The organism is Mucilaginibacter sp. Bleaf8, from assembly GCF_018390515.1.
Classification (GTDB): Bacteria; Bacteroidota; Bacteroidia; order Sphingobacteriales; family Sphingobacteriaceae; genus Mucilaginibacter.
In genome coordinates this window covers 1,762,607-1,784,724 of record NZ_JAHBBK010000001.1, presented here as the reverse complement: position 1 = coordinate 1,784,724, position 22,118 = coordinate 1,762,607, and the positions used below count along the sequence as shown (strand labels likewise).

Genomic DNA, 22,118 nt, shown 5'->3' with positions numbered 1-22,118 from the left:
GTAACGGTTAAAGCGCGGCAGTAACGCCCAGGCCAACATATCTGCGATAGTCGGCAAATATGGATGTATTGTTTTGAGTTAAGTTGCGTCCGGTGGCAAAAACTTCCAGCCGTTTAAGTGTTGGCGTTTTGATGATATAACCTACATATACATTTTGCAATGCCATAGAGCTGTACGGTACCCGGGTTGCCCTATCGCGCGGAGATGCAAAGTAAAGTATATCGGCACCTGCTGTAACCTTACGGTATTGCAAGCGGTTGGCCCAGCCGCCTGTCCAAACTTGGGCATTAGTTATGATGCTGCCGCCACCCAGGGTTGCAGGTATAAAAACCTTTTGCTTGAGATTGGTTGCGTTGAAATTGCTTCTCCACGAAACGGTTGCTGTGTTGATGAGGCTAACTGTAGCGCCAATGCGGTGAATATAGTAATTGCCTGGCGTAGTGATGTTGCCGGTTACTGCTTCACTGTTGCTGGTATTGCTTATACTTAACAAAGTAATATTGTCGCGCTTATCAAAATTATAACTTAATACAAGCTTGTCCTGCCAAAAGCCTACGTTGGTGCCTATGGTAAGCGCTTTTAAGTGCTGTACCGGTGCATAAGTGCTTTCAGGCAGGTTATCAAAGCTGCCCGAGGCAACCGGGCTGGCTTGATTATAAATGGCGTAAAAGCTGGATAAGTTATATGTAACATCGTTCAGATCGTTACTTAATGCATAGGAGCCATATAGCCTGACGCTAACCGGGCTATGCTGTGTAAATAATCTGGATGCGTTAACAGATGCCGATACAAAAGGAAGTGCTCTGCCTGTGGCTGGTCCGTTAGCGGTAAGTGCTGCGTTTAAAATAAATAAAGCGCCTCCGGTTATATTAAACAGGTCTGCATAGTTAACCGATACGTTGGGTGTCAGTAAATACGACTTGCCGTTAAAAGCGTAAAGCGGATTGTTTATAACCTGTGTTTTACCTCCTTGCGTAGCAATTTGTGTATATGCTGTGTTGGCGTTTACATACCTGAAGTTAAAGTTGAGCGCAGGAGTTAGCAACCATTTACCGGTTTGATATTTGTAGCTCAAATCATCATACAGATTGAAAATCTTTGAGCGGGTTACAACGCTTGCGTCTACCGAAGCGCTGCTTATATCCGGCCAGGCTAAAAATTGATGTTCATTTTGGTTCTGCGTATACCGGTTAAAGCCAAAACGCAATTGGTTAGTTAGCCTTGAACTGATTTGAGTAGTAAGCTTTACATTGCTGTTAAACAAGCGGTCTTTAGTAGCTGTGCCAATGTTGGATACGAAACCTCCGTTGGCGTAGTTAGACTGGTAATCGGACTGTTGTGGTACATAACCAATAGTGAAATCAAGTATAGATTTTTTACCCAGCCGGGTGTTCAGGTAACCATTAAACCGCCAGCGGTTCATATCCGGAGATGCGGGCTGGGTTGTACCGGACTGGTATAGTTCCGGATTCACATCCCGAAGGTAATTAACCGATGCTCCTACATTGATGTCATTGATGTAGGTATGGCCAGATATATAATATTGCTGGAAAAGGGCGTTTGTTGATTTATAATCCTGCGCATTTTGACCTGATGATAAGGCGCGCTTTTCTCGTTGTACAAGGCTGGTTTGTGCAGCGGCCTCTATGCCCCGGGTTTTAGCCGGCTTTCGCTTTGTGGTAATTAATATCACTTGCTGCTGTTGTGTGGCCCCATTTAGCTGAACGGCTGCATTCTGTATTAAAGTTATTTCTTCAATATCAAAAATAGAGTACTGATTTACATCGGTAAGCAGATTGCCATCAACCACATATACCAATGATGCCGGATTGCTGTAAGCCCCGTTGAACCATACATTAATAGCCTCAGCCAAATTAGTGAAAGGGATTTTTTGTAAGTCATCCCCTTTAACTGTAATGTGCTGGGTAAAATCTTTAGAAAGTTGAATGCGCCCCAGATTGTACCGGCTCGAATCGGTTTGGGCATAAGCATTAATACCGGTTAGCGAAACGGTGGTAAATGAGGCTATAAGTAGAATGTTTTTAAGCATAGGTGTGACAAGCAGTCTGCAAGGCAAATATACGAATACAGGTCAAGTGCGATGGTTGAATCAGAACAGATCTATTCTGCCACGTTGATTAAGTGTGGTTTATAGGTGTCTGTGCGTACCTCGGCTTGTAATTCGTGTAGTATATTGTATAGGCCAAAGTTGGTTCGGTTTACATATATAAAGTGTTTAACACCACGCGCCTGCTTAAACTCGGGCATGCGGGCTATCATTTCGCCAAAACCATACAACTCATCAAAAAATGCAGTTTGGCTAAAGTTAAAAGTATTGCTCATGTAAGGCTTGGCAAACAGGCTAATCATTTGCCTGTACATATTGTAGTAAAACTCAATTTGCTGCGGCGTGTCGTTCGGTAAAATCATTTCCAGTTTACGAAAGGCTTTGATAGTTTCATCCTTGTCATCCAGCAGGTTGGTTGAGGTAAGCGAAAAGAACGGGTAGTAAAAATCTTCGGGCATTTCTTTGATGCAGCCAAAATCAATAATGCCCAGTTTGCCATCGGGCGTTATCATAAAGTTGCCGGGATGCGGGTCGGCGTGCACGGCACGTAGTTCGTGTTGCTGGAAATTATAAAAATCCCACAGTGCCTGGCCTATCTGGTTACGCAACTCCTGCGATGGGTTGGTTTGCAAAAACTCACGCAGGTGCTGCCCCTCCAGCCAGCTCATGGTAATAATGCGTTTGCTGGATAGTTCAGGATAATACGTTGGAAACACAACGTTGTTTAACAAAGAACATGCGTTTGAAAATTCGATGGAACGGCGCACTTCCAGTTCATAATCTGTTTCTTCGAGCAGGCGTTCTTCCACTTCGCGCATGTAAACATCCAGTTCTTTTTCGCTCATGCCTAATAGCCGGAAAGCAAAAGGCTTAACCAGTTTTAAGTCTGATGATATAGAGTCGCCCACGCCGGGATACTGAATTTTAACTGCCAGCTTTTGCCCATTCAGCATGGCTTGGTGTACCTGCCCTATAGAAGCTGCGTTGGTTGATTTAAGGTTAAACTGGTCGTAGATCTGCTCGGGCGATTTGCCAAAGTATTTCTTAAACGTTTGCACAATCAACGGCCCCGACAGCGGCGGCGCATTGTACTGCGATTGTGAAAACTTATCTACATACGCTTTAGGCAGTATGTTTTTATCCATGCTCAGCATCTGCGCCACTTTAAGCGCACTGCCTTTCAGCTCGCTTAACGATTCGTAAATATCTGTTGCATTATCCTCATTTAATTCCGTACGGTCCAGATCGGGATTAAATAGTTTTTTGGAGTAATGTTTTATATAGTTCCCGCCCACTTTCAGCCCCGTTTTTACAAACTTGGCTGATCGTTGTACTTTGCTGGTTGGTATGCTGTTTTGTTCCTGGGCTTTATCTTCGCTCATGTTAGTTTTCTTCAAATAATGCGGCCAGCTTTTGCAGGCTCAGGCCAGTGTAATCAGTAACGGCTAAATCAGAAGGAGGGAGCTCCTGTGCAGAATGCGTGGAGGTGATAGCCACTACTTTCATACCTGCGGCACGCCCCGCTTTAATGCCTGATATAGAATCTTCAAATACAATACAGTCTTCGGGCTTGATGCCTAAATCCTCAGCAGCCTTCAAAAATATTTGTGTGTTAGGTTTGGGCTTGCTGATGCGCGGCCCATCCACAATGGCATCAAAATACTGCCGGATAGGTACGTGCTCTAAAATAAAATTGATGTTGGCCACCGTTGCCGAAGATGCGATAGCCATTTTAATGCCCGCATTCTTAAATTCCATCAGCAAGCGCTCCAGGCCGTTGATTGGCGCAGCAAAAGGGGCAAAAGCGTCTTTGTAAGTTTGCGATTTTTCTTCAAATACCCGCTGCATTTCGTCCTCGGTATATTCTGGAAAAAACTCGCGCATTACTGTCATGCCCGGTACGCCGCTCATCTTTTCGTTATAAAGTTCAAACGAAACGGGCATGTGCTTGTACTTTTCAAAAACCGCTTTCCAGGCTTCAAAATGGTAAGCATTGTTATCAATCAAGGTGCCGTCCATATCAAAAATGGCCCCGAATTTTTTCATAAGCAGATAGGTAGTACAGCTGATTGTATCAGCCGTTAAATAATATTAATTAAACGCTAAACATAGCTAAAAGCTCTTACATGCCCATCTTTTCCTTCAAACTGCCATTCTTAGCCAGAAACTTGCCATAATCGATCAAGTTGTCAATAGGCGAGCGCTGAAACAGATCGAATGTTACATTCAGTCCTTTCTCAATAGCCTCATCAGTTTTTTCAAAGCCGGCAGAGTTGTCATTGGTCCAAAACTTTAAAACAAAGCCAAACTGCATCCATAATGCATCTTTATAACGTTTGGAAAAAAACTTACGGTCGGTTAGCTCGCCGGTTTCTATACCTTCACGTAAAATCTCATCGGCAAAGTTTTCAAAAATAACTTTCAGGTTATCTAATACACGTGGAGACGATAAGGCGCGGGGTTGCTTTTTCAGACTATAAACTGCAAAGCTGCGACTGCGTTTCAGGAGTTCAAAAAAGCTGTAAAAAAATGACAGCGCCTTTTCGCGAGCCGAGTATTGCGGCCAAACTTCCTGCGTTTTAATCTCGGTAACAGTCTTTTTGCCAAAGTCGGCCCAAATATTTTGCTCTACCGCCTCGAACGAACCAAAGTAGCGGTAAAATTCTTCCTCGGTCATCTCGTTGTTTTTTGCAAAAAGATACACCGATTGCGGTTCACGGCCTTCGGTTAATACATAATCTATATAAGCGCTTTGTATGCTGTCAATGGTTGCCATAATTAATGGATTTGATGATAGGATATAAATTTACAGTTTATTGGGCAAGGCTTTGTCATGTTTGTCTACAAATAAACGTCAGGAAGCATTTAATTAGTTTACAGTTAATTAAAACATTCCGCACTATGGCTGCTTGCTTAAAGTAGCATGGCATTTGTCTAAAGTTCCTGATAATTTATTATCTTTATCATCATTGCCCTATTTGTACATGGTATGCTAACGCAGGCAAACGCCTGTTTGTTTATCCGTTATGGCCGCTCCTCCAAAAAGTATATTAAATCAGAACCTGCCCAGCAAAATTTGCCCTGTTTGTCAGCGTCCTTTCACTTGGCGTAAGAAGTGGAAAAAGTGTTGGGATGATGTCATATATTGTAGCGAAGGGTGCAAAAAACATAAATAATGCCGATTATTGTATAATAGTTTGGAATGATTATAAACAATGAGTGATAAAACAATACTGGTATGGTTCAGGAATGATTTGCGGGTGCACGACAATGAAATATTGTTGGAGGCTACACGCAAGGCTGACAAGATACTGCCGGTATATTGCTTCGATCCTCATTATTTTCAAGCCAGTACTGCCGGATCTTTAAAAACAGGCAGCATACGTGCGCGCTTTCTGATAGAAAGCGTGGCCGACCTGCGCACCAGCTTACGCAATTTGGGCGGCGAACTGGTGATTGTACAAGGCAATCCGGCTGAACTGATACCGCAACTGGCCGAGCAATACCAGGTTAGCGAAGTATATCATCATCGTGAGGTTGCTTTTGAAGAAACCGGTATATCCGAAGAAGTGGAGGCCGCTTTATGGAAAATGAAGCTTAATCTGAAACACTTCATTGGGCACACGCTGTATCATAAAGAAGATCTTCCTTTTCCAATCAAAGATATTCCTGATAGCTTCAATACTTTTAAAAAGAAAGTGGAGCGCGACAGCAATGTGCGCCCTTGTGTACAAACGCCTGAAGCTATTCATATACCTGATGTTGCTGATGCCGGCGAAGTGCCATCACTGGAGCAACTCGGTTTAACCGAGCCGTTTGACGATGCGAGAGCGTATCGCTTTGTTGGTGGAGAAACAGCCGCCTTGCAGCAGCTGGACTATTATTTTACACATCAGCCGGTAACCATAGTTAAAAAAGGCAGCAGTGCTGCATCCCGGCTTTCACCTTGGCTGGCTATGGGATGTATATCGCCACGCCAGGTATATTGGGAGCTGGTAAAGCATGGGCAAAATGTAAATAATCACCCGCTGATGCTGGAGCTGTTATGGCGCGATTACTTTCGTTTTATGTTTAAAAAGCATAGCAGTAAGTTTTACAGCGCTGCGGGCTTTAAAAACACAGCGCCTGAACTGGCCGCCAACCAGGACGAGCTTTTTGAGCAGTGGAAAGCAGGCCGGACCGGCGTACCATACATAGACGCCTGCATGCATGAGCTGAATGCTACGGGCTTTATCCACAACTCCTGTCGCCAGGTAGTGGCCGCTTATTTAACCAAAGAGTTAAAGGTTGACTGGACTCGCGGCGCCCAATGGTTTGAAGAAAAGCTGATCGATTATTCGCCGGCCAGTAACTGGGGCAACTGGGCTTATATTGCCGGTGTGGGCAACGACCCACGCGAAAACCGCTATTTCAATCCCAAAACTGCTGCCGAGCTTGACCCTAAAGGCGAGTATGTAAAGCTTTGGCTCAATGAAGAGGCTGACAGTAAGCTGGCGGCTTCCGCATAAGCGGTTTTGCATTTCCTTTCTTCGAACTCCCCCCTTCGTATAATTATAACCTTTATGATTTGCTTATAACTGTTGGATCTACTTGTCTTTTTGTCAAAGCAAAACAAGTAGCTTCTACCTATAAGGATAAGGTATGTCAAAACAGGTGATCAATCTTTAATGTGTTTAGTTATAAAGTTGATAAGTGAGGTTACAAAACTTGATAACCGCTAAACTTACTCAACTTCCATCTGTTACCTCTGCATGCCCCATACGCTGCGCTTAATACTTGGTGATCAGTTAAACAGTAATCACAGTTGGTTCAGTAAAACCGATGATGATGTTACCTATATTATGCTGGAAGTGATGCAGGAACAGCAGTATGTAATGCATCATGTACAAAAAATACTGGCCTTTTTTGGTGCCATGCGCAACTTTGCGCACCAATTAGGCAAGCGGGGGCATCGGGTTATTTATATTAAACTGGATGATCCAGGAAATAAACAGGATTTTGAACAGAATCTCAATAAGGTAATCAAGCAAAGCCAAATCAGCCGATTTGAATACCAGTTGCCTGATGAGTACCGGCTTGACCAGCAATTAAAAACCATCAGTAAAAACTTAGGCATTGAAACCGGCGTGGCTGATACAGAACATTTTCTGACCGGCCGCGATGATGTACAAAACTTTTTCGGTGGTAAAAAGCGCTATCTGATGGAGGCTTTTTATCGTCATATGCGCCAAAAGCTGCATGTTTTGATGGAGGGCGGTGATCCGCTGGGCGACCGGTGGAACTTCGATGCTGATAATCGTAAAAAGTACGATGGCAAAGTGCCGCTTCAGGATCCCCTGCGCTTTAGCCATGATGTTTCGGCGCTGAAAGCAATGATTGACGGCATGCAAGTGCGCTACTTTGGCGAGGTGGATGCCCGGCAACTGGAATGGCCGCTATCACGGCAGGAGGCGCTTAAATCACTCCAGTATTTTTGTGAGCACCTGCTGCCATATTTTGGTACTTATGAAGATGCCTTGTTGCAGGAGCACATTAGTTTGTTCCATTCGCGCATGTCATTCGCTTTAAATTCTAAAATGATTTCCCCGATAGAGGTGGTGAGCAAGGTGCTGCAACATTACCAAAAGCATCAAGCCGAAATAACCTTGCCGCAGGTAGAGGGCTATGTACGACAGGTGGTTGGTTGGCGCGAGTTTATGCGTGGCGTTTACTGGGCTCAAATGCCGGGTTACGATCAAAAGAACTTTCTCAATCATCGTACCGAAATACCGCACTGGTTTTGGGATGGCAATACGAAAATGAATTGCCTGAATAAATGTATTGGTCAATCTTTAGACCATGCCTGGGCGCATCATATACAGCGGCTAATGGTAATTGGTAACTTTTGCCTGCTGGCAGGCATCAATCCGGATGAGGTAGATGCCTGGTACCTGGGCATTTATGTAGATGCCATACAATGGGTTGAAGTAACCAACACCCGTGGCATGAGCCAATTTGCCGATGGCGGTTTGATTGCCTCAAAGCCTTATGCAGCAACGGCAGCCTACATCAACAAAATGAGCAATTACTGTAAGCACTGCCATTACGATTATAAAAAAAGGTATGGCGACCGGGCCTGCCCATACAATAGCCTGTACTGGAACTTTCTTGACCGTAATGCCGAGCATTTACAAAGTAATCCGCGCATTGGAATGGCTTACCGTATCCTTAAAACAATGAATCCGGATGAAAAGCAGAAAGTTATGGAGCAGGCCGCTGCGTATCTGGATAGGTTGAATGAGCTATAGCTTCAATTATTTGATTTGCTACTTGTTCCTAACCATAGCAAAGCATTAATAATAAATTGATTTTGTTCTTTGTTATTAAAGGTATAGGATAGCGTTCGGTTGGTGTTATCGTACTTGTGCTCATAGTCCATATCATTGTGGCCCATGTTTACGTAAACCATCCGGTACTTCTTGTTGGTCCAGGCAACGGGGTAGTAGCCGCTGTTCCAAATTTCGCTGGGCTTAGGGCCGGTGCCAAGCGGAAAGCTGCTCGAATCAATAGCTAATAAAATCTTTATGTTCGGGTTTTGGCATAAGTCATTCTGCCAGCGGTACCATTCGTTAGGCGATGACTTAAAAGTTTTGGGCAGGTGTTTGGTCGCCGCATTATGTGTGCCTTCAACACTTAATATCGCCGAGGTGGGTCGCCATGTATTACTTACATACTCACCCGAGCCTAAAAACTCCTGGTGGTACCAGTCCCAGTTTTGCGGATAAGCGGAGTTATTTAGTGCAAAGGCTGCAAAGTGGAAGCCCATCCATGCCCCGCCGCTTTTCATGTACCCTTCAAAGGCAGCACGTTGTTCAGTGGATTCGGGCCGGGTATCCAGAAATAGCACTACCTGGTAGCGCGACAGAAACTTTTGGTTTAAGTTATGCCAATTGCTGGTGGTATCGTAACTGAAATGATATGTTTTAGCCATTTTGGGAAACCATTTATTAGCTTCCTGCACATAACTCACATGCGCCAGATCGTTTTTGCCGGTAAAAAAAGCAATTACCTTAAAGCAGGGGCTTTTATGCTGCGCATGCAAAGAGCTTAAAAAACAAAACAGACAAAGGCAAAAAGCAAAAAGCCTTTTATATAGGTGGCCGGGTACTAACATAGGCAAAATCAGGTAGTTGCTTTGCGTAAGCAGTGAATTAGGTTGGTGTTAATTTATAAATATAATAAGTGTACTGCGGTGTAATTAATAGTACTAATTGGTTGATATGAGCAAAATATAAATATTTTAAAAACCAATTGCAAATTAAACCGTGTAACTTACATCTTATATTCTTAGTTTTGTACCGTTTTACAGATTGGTTTTCAGATGGATCGTCTCAATTACATCAATAGCGGAAACGCTGCCTATATAGATTCCTTATACGAAGCTTATAAACAAGACCCCGAATCGGTTGATTACGGCTGGCAAAAGTTTTTTGAAGGCTTCGATTTTGGACAAGGCACAGCGCCGCAACAAAGTGCCGCAGCAACAACTGCCGGCGCTCCAGAGCATGTTTTAAAAGAAATAAACGTGCTGAATATGATAAACGGATACCGCTCACGCGGGCACCTGTTTACCAAAACAAACCCCGTACGCGAACGGCGTAAGTACCATCCAGGTAAGGAGCTTGAAACCTTTGGTTTAAGCGAAGCTGATCTGGATACCGTATTTAATGCCGGCGTTGAGATTGGTTTAGGCCCTGCCAAACTGCGCGACATCCGCCAGTTGCTGGAGGATACCTATTGCCATACCATCGGTGCGGAGTATAAGTACATCCGTAATCCGATAAAAACCAAGTGGTTTGAGGACAGGATGGAAAGCCGCCGTAACAAGCCTGATTTTACGGTTGAAGAGAAAAAACGCATTTTAAATAAACTGAACCAGGCGGTTGTATTCGAAAGCTTTTTGGGTACCAAATTTTTGGGCCAGAAACGTTTTTCACTGGAAGGTGGTGAATCGCTGATCCCTGCACTGGATTCGGTTATTGAAAAAGGCGCGCAACTGGGTATCGAGGAATTTACCATTGGTATGGCTCACCGTGGTCGTCTGAACGTTTTGACCAACATTATGGGCAAAACCTATAAAGAGATCTTTGCAGAGTTTGAAGGTAAAAACTACGACCTGGAAACTTCTTTTGGCGGCGACGTTAAGTATCACTTAGGTTATTCAACCGATGTGGAGCTGTCTAACGGTAAAAAAGTACACTTAAGCCTTTGCCCTAACCCATCGCACTTAGAAACCGTTGACCCTGTGGTTGAAGGTATCACCCGTGCCAAAATTGATGGCAAATACAATGGCGACTATGATAAAATTGCACCGATATTAATTCACGGTGATGCATCTATAGCTGGCCAGGGTATTATTTACGAGGTGTTGCAGATGGAAAAACTGCAAGGCTATAAAACAGGTGGTACCGTGCATTTGGTTATTAACAACCAGATTGGTTTTACCACCAACTATAAAGATGCCCGTTCAAGCACTTATTGTACCGATATTGCTAAAACTGTACTATCACCCGTATTCCACGTAAACGGTGATGATGTTGAGGCATTGGTATACACCATTAACCTGGCTATGGAATACCGCCAGGAATTTAATGAAGATGTGTTTATCGATATTTTGTGCTACCGTCGTTTTGGCCATAATGAGGCAGACGAGCCAAAATTCACGCAGCCTGTACTATACAAGGCTATTGAAAATCACCCCAACACCCGCGAAATTTATAACGAGCAATTGGTAAAAGAAGGCAGCATTGATGCCGAGTTTACCAAAGGTTTAGATAAAGCTTTCCGTGATGAACTGCAAGCGCAGTTGAATGAGATCAAAGCGCAGGATCGCTTTACTGACAGCAAGCCTATGTTTGCTGGTGCATGGCAAGGTTTGCACGTACCTACTAAAGAGGAGGTATATGCCAGCTCAAAAACTGCCATTAGCGAAGAGGAGTTCCTGGAAATTGGCCGTAAGTTAACCGAGCTGCCAGCCGACAAGCAATTCTTCAAAAAGATTGAAAAGCTGTTTGATGACCGCCGCAAAATGGTGAACGAAACCCGCACTTTTGACTGGGCTATGGGCGAGCTGATTGCTTATGGTTCATTGCTGAAAGAAGGCCATCCCGTTCGTTTAAGCGGAGAGGATGTTAAACGCGGTACATTCTCACACCGCCATGCAGTATTAACACTGCCTGACACGGATGAGGAATACACACCGATGAAGACGCTGGGTGCTGAGGCTGAATTCTATATTTATAACTCTTTACTGTCTGAGTATGGTGTGTTGGGTTTCGAATATGGTTATGCGTTAGCTAACCCACATGCCCTAACCATTTGGGAAGCACAATTTGGTGACTTCTTTAACGGTGCGCAAATCATTGTTGACCAGTACCTGGTAAGTGCCGAAACCAAATGGCAGCGCGGTAACGGTTTAGTAATGTTATTGCCTCACGGTTTTGAAGGTCAGGGTCCTGAGCACTCTTCTGCACGTATTGAGCGTTTTATGGAGCTTTGTGCCGATAATAATATACAAGCGGTTAACTGTACTACGCCGGCTAACTTTTTCCATGCATTGCGCCGCCAGTTACACCGTAACTTCCGTAAGCCGTTGGTGGTATTTACCCCAAAAAGCTTGCTGCGCCATCCGGCCTGCGTTTCCAAACTGGAAGACTTTACCCAAGGCGGATTCCAGGAGATTATTGATGATGTGAATGCGGATGCTAAAAGAGTGAAACGTGTGTTGTTTTGCAGTGGTAAAATTTATTATGAACTGTTTGAAAAACAACAGGCCGATAAACGTACCGATGTTGCCATTGTACGCGTTGAGCAACTGTACCCAACTCCGGTAATTGAAATGGAAGCTATCCGTGCTAAATACAGCAATGCCACCGAGTTTTTTTGGGTACAGGAAGAACCTGAAAATATGGGTGCATGGCCATATATGCTGCGCAAGTTCCGCAAGAGCCCGCTGCAGTTGGAAGTTATATCGCGTAAGGAGGCTGCCAGCACGGCAACAGGTTACTCCAAACAGCATGCTTCACAACAGCTGTACATCATCTCTAAAGCATTTGAAGCTCCGGTGAGCCAGAAGCAAAAAGAAGAGATCAAAGGTTCGGCCGAAAAAATGGCCCAAACCACTACCAGCTAATAAATAATTCAGGTTGCAGGTTGTATACTTAAAACGTACAACCTGTAATCATTTAATGCCTATATATTAAATATTACAACCTACAACGCATTCTATTATGAGTTTAGAAATCAAAGTTCCGCCGGTAGGCGAATCCATTACTGAAGTTACCCTGTCACGCTGGATTAAAAAAGACGGCGAGCAAGTTGCAATGGACGAAGTGATTGCCGAATTAGAATCAGATAAAGCTACTTTTGAGCTGACTGCCGAAAGTGCCGGAACTTTAAAAATTACTGCCCAGGAAGGTGATACCTTACCAATCGGAGCTGTGGTAGCTTCTATCGAAGCTGGTGCCGCCGCTCCTGCTGCTGCCCCTGTAAGTAAAGAAACTGCTGCTGCTGCTGATGAAAGCGCACCAGGCCAGCGTGAGGCCCGCCCGGAGGCAGCCCCTGCTGCTGCACCTGCGGCCGAAGCTAAATCTACTGAAATTAAAGTTCCGCCGGTAGGTGAGTCGATCACTGAGGTTACCCTGTCACGCTGGATCAAGAAAAGCGGCGATCAGGTAGCTATGGACGAGGCTATTGCCGAGCTGGAATCAGATAAAGCTACTTTTGAACTAACTGCCGAAAGCGCAGGTACCTTAACTACCTTAGCTAATGAAGGCGACGTATTACCAATAGGCGCTGTAGTTTGCAAAATAGAAGGTGGCGCTGCAAGCGGTTCGAAGAGCGAGGCGCCAAGTGCCCCTGCCGCTTCACAAGCCGCTCCTGCTACTCAGTCTTCATCTGCACCTGGTTACGCTGCCGGAACACCATCACCGGCTGCCGGTAAAATTCTGGCCGAAAAAGGTGTGGATCCGCAAGGTGTAAATGGTACCGGTGTTGGTGGCCGTATTACTAAGGAAGATGCGCTGAATGCACAGAAACCTGCTGCTCAAGCCGCATCATCTGCACCGAAAGTAACCCCGCAAACTGCACAAACGCAGCCTGGTGTTACCGGTACCCGTGGTGAGCGTCGCGAAAAAATGACCAACCTGCGTAAAACCGTAGCCCGTCGTTTGGTTTCTGTGAAAAACGAAACTGCGATGTTAACTACCTTCAACGAGGTGGATATGTCGCCCATCATGGAGTTGCGTGGCAAATACAAAGATAAATTCAAAGAGAAACATGGTGTTGGCTTAGGCTTTATGTCGTTCTTTACCAAAGCGGTTACCGAGGCCCTGAAAGAATGGCCTGCCGTAGGTGCCCGCATTGATGGTGAAGAAATTGTATACAGTAACTTTGCCGATATCTCTATCGCTGTATCAGCACCTAAAGGCTTGGTGGTTCCGATTATCCGTAACGCTGATGCCATGAGCCTGGCCGAGATTGAAAAAGCCGTAATCACCCTGGCTGGTAAAGCCCGCGAAAATAAACTGACTATTGAGGATATGACCGGTGGTACCTTCACCATCACTAACGGTGGTGTGTTTGGTTCCATGATGTCAACCCCGATCATCAATGCGCCGCAATCAGCTATTTTGGGTATGCACAATATCATTGAGCGCCCTGTGGCTGTAAACGGCCAGGTGGTTATCCGCCCGATGATGTACGTTGCCCTGTCATACGATCACCGCATCATTGACGGCCGCGAGTCAGTAAGTTTCCTGGTACGTGTAAAACAACTGCTGGAAGATCCTGCACGTTTGCTGTTAGGTGTTTAATTGGATATTCGATTAACTACATAAGCAAAGCCCGGCCGGTATGGTCGGGCTTTGCTGTTTTGGATAGAGATTTAAGATTAGTAAGAGCTTTTTTGAACGGGTGTATTAGCTGGCAACTCAAAAAAGGAATTATTGATTTTCATCGGTTTAATTTCTGTAGCCACGCTGATAAGAGTTAGTTGGTTATTGTCAATCTCCATTTTTAGCGGTACAGCATTGATTTTGGCCATAACGACATTCCAGTTGCCAAACTTATGATTAGCATATAATTTGCTATCAACTGGTAACTTGCTGGAATAATAGTACTTCTGTACACCGCTTTTACATTGCAGGAGCAATTCATCACATTTATAACCAAGTATAATCGCCGCGTTCTTATGTATTTCGCTGCTTAATACCTCATCTTTATTGCTTGATTCGTCATTGAATAATACTGTTGGTGTAATTGACATTTTAGAGTATATCCTGCCATCATGAGCGTTATATAATTGCCAAAGGATCATGCGGCCATTCACTTCTGATTTGTAATTTCCGCCTTTGATGGAGTACTTTTGTGTATCGCCCAGCATATCAGTGTATTGCTTATCATTAATGTTTGGCGACTTGCTTTTGTAAGTGTTGTGGTAAATTATCTTTCCCTCAAATGATTGTGCATAAGCAATGCAGCTAATTAGATATAGACCTACGGTTGTAATAAATAATTTCATGATAATTAAGATTGAAAAGCTAAGGTATGATTATAATCATTGATCCTGCATAATCAGAATAAATGCCGACGTGCTCTTGTTGAATTATATCAGTATTAATAATTGTTATCAACGATATATGCCACAAATGTAGCGGCAACCTATTCTCCGCATTAAAAGGAGAATCCAATAACTGTTATTGTAGATTATAGTTCCGTGGCTGGCTGCTGATTTAAATAAGGGTCTCTAAATAAGCAAACGCATCGCAAATAATCCATCAATTAGTATTCGATTTCCATATGATAAACAAATACTATTTACAATACAGGCTAATTGTACATTCTATTCTGGCTTTTTATTCAACACCATTAAGGCTTTGTAAACGGCATTATGCAATATGGTTAGGTGATTTTCATCAGGTAAAAAGGTGTAGTTTACCTGCAACGTTGTATCAGCAGTAACGCGCAATAAATCGGCAAGTTTTGCAGCATCTTCCTGCATCACTTTGTGTTCATTACCCACCAGTACATAAACTTGTCTGCGTATATTATGTGATGCCTTTAACAGCACTGGGGCATCGGCTAATAACGACTCATCATCCCACCATAAACTCGGGCTAACAATAACGTACTGATTAAATAAGGTCGGTTTTTTAAGCAGTACCTCGGTAGCCAGCAAGCCACCTAATGATTGGCCTATTATGGTTTTCTTTTGATTGGTACGGTACTTCTTTTCAATATAAGGTTGCAGCTCTTTCTCTATAAAGGCTATGAATTTGGCCGATTTACCTGATGTTGGTGTATCTTTCAAGTCCTGCTTATTGCGTGTTGGAAAGGTAAAGTCCCGTTTCCGGTCAACATTTTCTATTCCTATAACGATGGTTTGTGGCATAGCCTCAATCATGGTTAAGAATTGCACGATGCCTGTGATATGAATAAAGTCTTCGTTTGCCGAGCCGTCTAACAAGTAGATTATAGGATATCGGGTGTTAATATCTTTGTTGTAGTTTGCAGGTAAGTAAATGTTTAATTTCCGTGTTTCGGATAATTGCACGGATTGTATGTGATCAACTACACCTATTGTAAAAGGTGCAGTTGTAGGCGAGGTTTTAACTCTTTGTCCCATAGCAAATGGCTGAAACAATAAAACCGAAAGGCAGAGAATATAAAATGTTTTCATAGCTTGTTGGTGCCAAAGTAGACAAATTATTTGCTATCTGGTCAGCATTGTCATTCCGAATTATGGCAAACCACTTATTTTTCCAACTGTAGCGTAATTACGCAGATGGCCACATATAGGAATTATAGAAATACCACAACCTTATAATTGGCTAATACTAAGGTTGGCATAAACAGGCTGGTTCTCTATATACTCAAAAAACAGTTACTTTTGCTTTGCTGTTATACTGGCATACGATATACATGGATAATTACTTTGTTAAAGACGATAAAGGCGAAAATGGACCATTTACATTTGATGAACTCACTGATGGAAGGTTGGAGCCGGATGATTTGGTGCGTACGCCATTGAGTAATTGGACCAAAGCAGGCGATTTGCCCGAATTTGTGGAATACTTCCGTTACGAGGGGTATTACTTTCCAACTTTTGATAACCTGGCTGGGTTCGGCATACGTTCGTTGGCTTTCGTGATCGATTATTTTATCATTGGGCTTATTGTGAGGGTTGAACTAAGCATGTTTGCGGCTTACATACCGGTTGATAAATTATCTAAATTGAGCCTAAATGGAACAGTAAATCCGGAAGACTTGAATGATGTTCTAAAAATTGAAGTTGCTTTTTTAGTAACAATCATTATTTATAGTTTCATATGTTATATTACGCCGCTTAGTGCTACGCTTGGACAATATATGTGCAAGCTTGTGGTTGTTGATGAAGGGGGAGAAAAACTCACTTTTAAAAAAGCTCTTACTCGAAGTTTTGCCAGAGCTTTATCATGTCTGTTTTTCGGCGCCGGTTTTTGGTTTGTGTTTTTTACCGAATACAAGCAGTGCCTTCATGATAAGCTGGCCAAAACTTTTGTAGTGCGTAAAGACGTGTACTAAATTAACATTCACTTGAAACAAGGATAGGCCGATAATGCTTAACTTTGTTAATTCAAATAAAAAGCTATTTCTCCGCGTATGAATGCTGATGCTGTTAAAGTGCTGCAAGGCCGTTATTGTAATTCACTGACCGAGTATTCACGCTTTGTTACCCGCGAGGTTACCATTGGCGATGTACCCATGGGCGGGCATAACCCTATCCGCATTCAAAGCATGACCACTACCGATACCATGGATACCATAGGTACGGTGGAGCAAACCATCCGCATGGTGGAGGCCGGCTGCGAGTACGTACGCATTACCGCGCCCAGCATTAAAGAAGCGCAGAATTTAGCCGAAATAAAAAAACAACTACGCGCCCGCGGATACCATGTACCGCTGGTGGCCGATATACACTTTACGCCCAACGCTGCCGAGGTGGCTGCCCGCATTGTTGAAAAAGTGCGCGTCAACCCCGGCAACTACGCGGATAAAAAGAAATTTGACGAACTGGAGTATACCGACCTGGAATACCAAGCCGAGCTGGATCGTATCTTTCAAAAGTTCACCCCGCTGGTGAATATTTGTAAAGAATATGGTACGGCTATGCGCATTGGTACAAACCACGGCTCTCTTTCAGACCGTATTATGAGCCGTTATGGCGATACGCCACAAGGCATGGTGGAGTCGGCCATGGAGTTTATCCGCATGTGCGAAGCGCTCAATTACCACAATCTGTGCATCTCCATGAAATCGAGCAACCCGCAGGTAATGGTGCAAGCCTATCGCCTGCTGGTACAAACCATGGTAGCCGAAGGTATGAACTACCCGTTGCACCTCGGCGTAACCGAGGCTGGCGACGGTGAGGACGGCCGCATCAAATCGGCAGTGGGTATTGGTACTCTTCTGGAAGATGGCCTGGGCGACACCGTACGTGTATCCCTCACAGAAGAACCCGAAGCCGAAGCCCCGGTGGCCATTGCACTGGTGCAGCGGTATTCTTTAAGAAGTCAAGAGTCAAGAGTTAAAAGTCAAGAAACTGAACACATACAACTCTCAACATCCAACTTACAACCAATACGCCATAACCCATACGAATACACGAAGCGTGTAACCGACGAAGCTAACGCTTTTATCGGTGGGCATATGGTGCCGCGCGTGGTGCTGGATTTGAGCAATCGTAACCTGAAAGATCCGGCGGTGCTGAATGATGCCGGTTATCTGTACTCGCCGGTGCTGGATAAATACAACATGGCCGATCAGTCGGTTGATTTTGTTTATCTGGCCGATCAGTTGCCATCGTTCACTTTTCCGGGTAACCTGAAGCAGTTGTACAATTACAACACCTGGCAAACGCTGTCTAATAAAAAGAACTGTCATCCGGTGTTTGCTTTACAAGAATACCTAACGGCCGATGACCGAACATCGCCGCTGAATTTAGTAAAAGTAACCCTGGCCGACTTTGATGCGGCTGAATTTATTAAGCTTGCTCACCATGACAAAGGATTGGTTTGGGTATTAGAAACCAACGCCCAGCATGGCATGGCCGAACAGCGCCAGTTCTTTTTTGCATTGAGCAAAGCCGGTATTACCACACCGGTAATTGTGAAAAGAAGCTATTTGGTGGGAGTGAAGAGCGAGGATGAAAGTGCGCATATCATGAACACAGATACAAGCGGCAGCTTATCAATTGTTAATAGCACCAATACAGAAGCTCTTATCCCCGCACCCCGCACTTCCGACCCCGCAACTCTATTGCAGCTTTACGCCGCTACCGATATGGGGGCTTTGCTGGTTGATGGTTTTGGCGATGGCGTTTGGATTGATGCACCTGCCATGCCGGCTGCGGTAATTACCTCAACGGCATTCGGTATTTTGCAGGCTACCCGTTCTCGCATTTCCAAAACCGAGTACATCAGCTGCCCGAGCTGCGGTCGTACGTTGTTCGATTTGCAGGAAACTACACAAATGATCCGCAGCCGTACCAGTCATCTTAAAGGTTTGAAAATTGGTATTATGGGCTGCATTGTAAACGGTCCCGGCGAAATGGCCGATGCTGATTACGGCTATGTAGGTGCTGGTCCGGGTAAAATAACTTTATATCGCGGCAAAGAGGTTGTGAAAAAGAATGTAAATACCACCAATGCACTCGATGAACTTATCGGTATCATCCGCGAAGATGGCAACTGGGTAGAGCCGGTTGGGGTGGTTAATCTATAAACAGGAACGGGACAAGCCTCGCGCCTGCCCCGAACAACGTTCATTAAAACAAAAGATTTTGATGATTAGCGGGAGGTATGAAAGCTGGCCGCTACTACGTTTTTATTGGCCATGAAGCCGTCCTTGTTCAATAGGTTAGTCAGTATCATATTCAGGGCCTGCTGTACTTTCTTTTTAGAAATATTGAGTTTAATGCTCACCATTTCTTCGTAAACCAGCTGCTGGTTCTCATCATAAAATTTTACGGTTTGTGCTTTTGCGTGCCGGTTACTTTCAACAACCCAGCAGGCATGGTTTGACAGTGTTTGTGCTTGGCTGCTCAATAGTGCTGCAACTAAAAATGTTAAGGTAAATACTGCTTTTTTCATGATTGTAAGATTTAGTACTATAAGATGTCTTAATTCCTTAAGTGTTGCTTCAAAAGTAATTGTTGCACTTACCTTGTTAATAAGGAGATAGTTATAAGCAGATGAATAGCAGATCAAATGTGCTTTTTAAGCTGCACGTTACATTCATCTATTGTAATTAACCGTTAAAGAGAATCTTGATGCACTTTGTCGACAAAAGCCTGTTGTTAGTCTACAAAGCGCATGGAATATTGCTATTATGTATTTGGTTATAAGTAGATTAGCGCCATGAACGGTGCAGGTATCAAAAATCTTGGCAGCATGCGGCTATCCGGAATTGCACAACATATCCTGTTCTGGATAGGTGTGTTTTTTGCCTACACGGCTATCTACTCGGTAAAAACCACATTCTGGATAGCGTTTCGCAACAATCTGTTTTACACGCCGCTGCATATGGCCTATTACTATGCCGTTGCCAGCTGGCTGATACCCCGCTTTTTGTTTACCGGCAAGTACCTGCGCTTTACAGGTTATTTACTTGTGGTGATGTTTGTCATTACCCTGCTTAGTCGGCTGCTTGATATATATGTTGCTAATCCATACATCATTCAGCATTTGCCTATGGATGACTGGGACCGCATTGAGATGGCTAAAGCCACCGTTTTAAGCAGGCTGCTTGATATGGTGTTCTTTATCAATGCCTTTAAAGCCATGAATATGATTATCTGGGTGGCAGTAGTTATTAAAATGTTTAAGCTGTGGTATGAGCGTAAGCAAGCAGCCTTGCAGGCCGAGTTGAATGCGTTAAAAGGGCAAATTCATCCGCACTTTCTTTTTAATACACTTAATAACTTGTATGCGTTAACACTAACTAATTCATCAAAGGCCTCGCAAGTGGTATTGGGGCTTTCGGATCTGTTGCGCTATATGCTGTATGAGTGTAATACCGAGCAGGTAAACTTGCAGAAAGAAGTATTGATGCTGCAACAGTATGTGAGCCTGGAGAAACTGCGCTATGAAGAACGGTTGGATTTAAATTTTTACATCAGAGGCGATTTACAGAACAAGCAGATAGCCCCCCTGATTATGCTTACTTTTATTGAAAATGCTTTTAAGCATGGTGCCAGTGATACGGTTGGCGAGGCATGGGTAAGTATTGACTTGCATGTTGAGGGTACCCGCCTGAAGATGAAAGTGTCCAATAGTAAACCAGAAAATGCCGCTGCCGCTGCGCAAAAGCATCATGGGCATATCGGAATGCAAAATGTACGTAAGCGGCTCGATTTATTATACCCATCCGCCCATCAACTTAAAGTGCTGGATGATGAAGATGCCTTTTTAGTAGTATTAGAGCTTACTTTGCAAACCGAGCACAAGCCGGAACCTAACCTGATCGTAGCATGAAAATAAGAACCATAATTGTTGACGACGAACCCCATGCCATTGAGGTAATCGAAAACTATCTGGGTAACTTTAGCCAGATGGAAATTGCCGGGCGGTGCAACAGCGCTATACAGGCATTTCAACTGCTGCAGCAAAAGCCGGTAGACCTGATGTTTTTGGATATTAAGATGCCGGGCTTGAACGGTACCGAATTTTTACGCAGCCTCAAGCATCCGCCTAAGGTAATATTTACCACTGCTTACGGCGAATATGCATTGGATGGCTTTGATTTAAACGTGGTTGACTACCTGCTTAAGCCAATATCACTTGAGCGCTTTATGCAGGCAGTAGATAAAGTTTACCGGCTAAACGACCACAAGCCTTCGGCCATGTTAACCCCTGCGTTGCCGGTTGGCGATACCGAAGCCTTTTTGTATTTGAAGGTGGAGCGCAAAACGATTAAAATCAACATCAATGATATTTTGTGGATTGAGAGCCTGCGCGACTATGTGAAAGTGGTAGCGCACAACCATGTATACATCAGTAAGCAAAGAATCAGCTTTTTGGAAGAGATGCTGCCCGAGCGGCGGTTTGTGCGCATACATCGTTCCTTCATTGTGGCCTTATCCAAAATAGAGGCATTTTATGCTGGTGTTGTAGAAGTTGGCGGTCACGAACTGCCCATTGGCCGTAACTATAAACAGGATGTGCAGAAAAGATTGAAAACGGAGGGTATGTTGTTTAATTGATAATTATTGGTACATAATATTGAACTCTTACTTTCTTGCCTTTACGTATTACAGGCTTCCATTGAGGGGATGTGCTGATTAGTTTTAACACTTCCTGATTTATAGAAGGAGGACCTCCTTTCTCAATTTGGCAATTTGCTAAATTTCCTTTTTTTTCTACAACAAAACTTGCAATAATCCTTCCTGAAAAGTCTTCTTTAATATGTAGACCATTGGCTATAAATGAGTAAAATCGACTTATGCCTCCTGGAAATTCAGGCTCATGATCAACGTCAGCACCGCTGAAAATTTGATTAGTTGATGGTTTGCGAGAAGAATCATTGGTCTGAACTTCACCTGTAATAAATTTTTCAAATTTTGTTTGGCTTTGTATGTTGTACGCAGCCTTGTCTATCTTTTTATGTTGTGCAACGGCCTTACCTCCCCAATAATTAAACCCTATCAGCACCATTGCTGCCGATAGCCATTTTTTCCAAAGCGGCAACACTACAGGTTGCACGTGCATTTGTTCACGCGTAAAGCGGCCGCACACGCCATGTTGTTTCTCGGCCAGCAAAGCTGAAACTCTTCAGCTTTGCTGTTTGTAAAATCGTATACCTTTTTCTGGCATGTATCGCAGTACCGGCCGCCTTCAGAATCAAGAATGTTATCCCAGTTGGCCGGACACGAAAATTTCAGCTGAACGTTTTTAATTTCCTCACCCATTTGTAATAAAGGTATCCTTTGTTTAATAAATAAAAACAGCCTCTTTTTAATCAGGTTATGATTTAA

General features: G+C 43.8%; 18 protein-coding genes. 9 read left to right on the top strand and 9 right to left on the bottom strand.

Going from position 1 to position 22,118, the window contains the following annotated elements:
• Positions 1–7: 7 nt before the first annotated feature.
• The 4 genes from KHS38_RS07740 to KHS38_RS07725 all read right to left on the bottom strand — a co-directional run bounded on the left by KHS38_RS07740 (position 8) and on the right by KHS38_RS07725 (position 4,844).
• Complete coding sequence (locus KHS38_RS07740) at positions 8–2,050, bottom strand: TonB-dependent receptor (RefSeq protein WP_213487918.1); 2,043 nt, start codon at positions 2,048–2,050, stop codon at positions 8–10.
• Between the two features lie 71 nt (positions 2,051–2,121).
• Positions 2,122–3,450 (bottom strand): ABC1 kinase family protein, encoded by a 1,329-nt coding sequence (locus KHS38_RS07735; RefSeq protein ID WP_213487917.1) that lies wholly within the window; start codon positions 3,448–3,450, stop codon positions 2,122–2,124.
• 1 nt (position 3,451) lies between these two features.
• Positions 3,452–4,114 (bottom strand): HAD family hydrolase, encoded by a 663-nt coding sequence (locus tag KHS38_RS07730; RefSeq protein ID WP_213487916.1) that lies wholly within the window; start codon positions 4,112–4,114, stop codon positions 3,452–3,454.
• 76 nt (positions 4,115–4,190) lie between these two features.
• Positions 4,191–4,844 carry a TetR family transcriptional regulator C-terminal domain-containing protein gene (locus tag KHS38_RS07725; protein WP_213487915.1) on the bottom strand — a complete coding sequence of 218 codons (654 nt, stop codon included), beginning with the start codon at positions 4,842–4,844 and terminating at the stop codon, positions 4,191–4,193.
• Positions 4,845–5,094: 250 nt separating this feature from the next.
• Between KHS38_RS07725 and KHS38_RS07720 the strand changes: the two genes are divergently transcribed.
• From KHS38_RS07720 to KHS38_RS07710, 3 genes are all read left to right on the top strand, one after another.
• Positions 5,095–5,244, top strand: a complete 150-nt coding sequence (locus KHS38_RS07720; RefSeq protein WP_213487914.1) for a DUF2256 domain-containing protein — start codon at positions 5,095–5,097, stop codon at positions 5,242–5,244.
• Positions 5,245–5,283: 39 nt separating this feature from the next.
• Positions 5,284–6,576: a DASH family cryptochrome gene (locus KHS38_RS07715; protein WP_213487913.1), complete on the top strand. Its 1,293-nt coding sequence runs from the start codon at positions 5,284–5,286 to the stop codon at positions 6,574–6,576.
• A gap of 243 nt (positions 6,577–6,819) precedes the next feature.
• Positions 6,820–8,355: a cryptochrome/photolyase family protein gene (locus tag KHS38_RS07710; protein WP_213487912.1), complete on the top strand. Its 1,536-nt coding sequence runs from the start codon at positions 6,820–6,822 to the stop codon at positions 8,353–8,355.
• A gap of 2 nt (positions 8,356–8,357) precedes the next feature.
• On the opposite strand, the gene KHS38_RS07705 is transcribed toward KHS38_RS07710, so the two are convergent.
• Positions 8,358–9,149 carry a ThuA domain-containing protein gene (locus tag KHS38_RS07705; RefSeq protein WP_249665304.1) on the bottom strand — a complete coding sequence of 264 codons (792 nt, stop codon included), beginning with the start codon at positions 9,147–9,149 and terminating at the stop codon, positions 8,358–8,360.
• Positions 9,150–9,428: 279 nt separating this feature from the next.
• Between KHS38_RS07705 and KHS38_RS07700 the strand changes: the two genes are divergently transcribed.
• A complete protein-coding gene (locus KHS38_RS07700) occupies positions 9,429–12,239 on the top strand; it encodes a 2-oxoglutarate dehydrogenase E1 component (RefSeq protein WP_213487910.1) in 2,811 nt (936 codons plus the stop codon).
• Positions 12,240–12,336: 97 nt separating this feature from the next.
• Positions 12,337–13,920, top strand: coding sequence for a 2-oxoglutarate dehydrogenase complex dihydrolipoyllysine-residue succinyltransferase (gene odhB / locus KHS38_RS07695; RefSeq protein ID WP_213487909.1), 1,584 nt, complete (start codon positions 12,337–12,339; stop codon positions 13,918–13,920).
• A 77-nt stretch (positions 13,921–13,997) separates the two neighbouring features.
• Here odhB and KHS38_RS07690 read toward each other — a convergent pair whose 3' ends face one another.
• Together KHS38_RS07690 and KHS38_RS07685 are read right to left on the bottom strand one after the other, a co-directional pair.
• Positions 13,998–14,627 carry a hypothetical protein gene (locus tag KHS38_RS07690; RefSeq protein ID WP_213487908.1) on the bottom strand — a complete coding sequence of 210 codons (630 nt, stop codon included), beginning with the start codon at positions 14,625–14,627 and terminating at the stop codon, positions 13,998–14,000.
• A gap of 321 nt (positions 14,628–14,948) precedes the next feature.
• Positions 14,949–15,731, bottom strand: coding sequence for an alpha/beta hydrolase (locus KHS38_RS07685; protein ID WP_213487907.1), 783 nt, complete (start codon positions 15,729–15,731; stop codon positions 14,949–14,951).
• Between the two features lie 296 nt (positions 15,732–16,027).
• Between KHS38_RS07685 and KHS38_RS07680 the strand changes: the two genes are divergently transcribed.
• Both KHS38_RS07680 and ispG read left to right on the top strand, forming a co-directional pair.
• Entirely contained in the window at positions 16,028–16,669 is a 642-nt protein-coding gene (locus tag KHS38_RS07680; RefSeq protein ID WP_213487906.1) for an RDD family protein, read from the top strand.
• Positions 16,670–16,747: 78 nt separating this feature from the next.
• On the top strand, positions 16,748–18,868 hold the full coding sequence (ispG, locus tag KHS38_RS07675; RefSeq protein WP_213487905.1) for a (E)-4-hydroxy-3-methylbut-2-enyl-diphosphate synthase: 2,121 nt from the start codon (positions 16,748–16,750) through the stop codon (positions 18,866–18,868).
• Positions 18,869–18,933: 65 nt separating this feature from the next.
• Here ispG and KHS38_RS07670 read toward each other — a convergent pair whose 3' ends face one another.
• Positions 18,934–19,236, bottom strand: coding sequence for a hypothetical protein (locus KHS38_RS07670; protein WP_213487904.1), 303 nt, complete (start codon positions 19,234–19,236; stop codon positions 18,934–18,936).
• 267 nt (positions 19,237–19,503) lie between these two features.
• Between KHS38_RS07670 and KHS38_RS07665 the strand changes: the two genes are divergently transcribed.
• Together KHS38_RS07665 and KHS38_RS07660 are read left to right on the top strand one after the other, a co-directional pair.
• Positions 19,504–20,619 (top strand): sensor histidine kinase, encoded by a 1,116-nt coding sequence (locus KHS38_RS07665; RefSeq protein ID WP_213487903.1) that lies wholly within the window; start codon positions 19,504–19,506, stop codon positions 20,617–20,619.
• Positions 20,616–21,347 carry a LytR/AlgR family response regulator transcription factor gene (locus KHS38_RS07660; protein WP_213487902.1) on the top strand — a complete coding sequence of 244 codons (732 nt, stop codon included), beginning with the start codon at positions 20,616–20,618 and terminating at the stop codon, positions 21,345–21,347. The genes KHS38_RS07665 and KHS38_RS07660 overlap by 4 nt, the downstream gene beginning before the upstream one ends.
• Here KHS38_RS07660 and KHS38_RS07655 read toward each other — a convergent pair.
• Entirely contained in the window at positions 21,340–21,903 is a 564-nt protein-coding gene (locus tag KHS38_RS07655; protein WP_213487901.1) for an energy transducer TonB, read from the bottom strand. The genes KHS38_RS07660 and KHS38_RS07655 overlap by 8 nt on opposite strands.
• Positions 21,904–22,118: the final 215 nt, after the last annotated feature.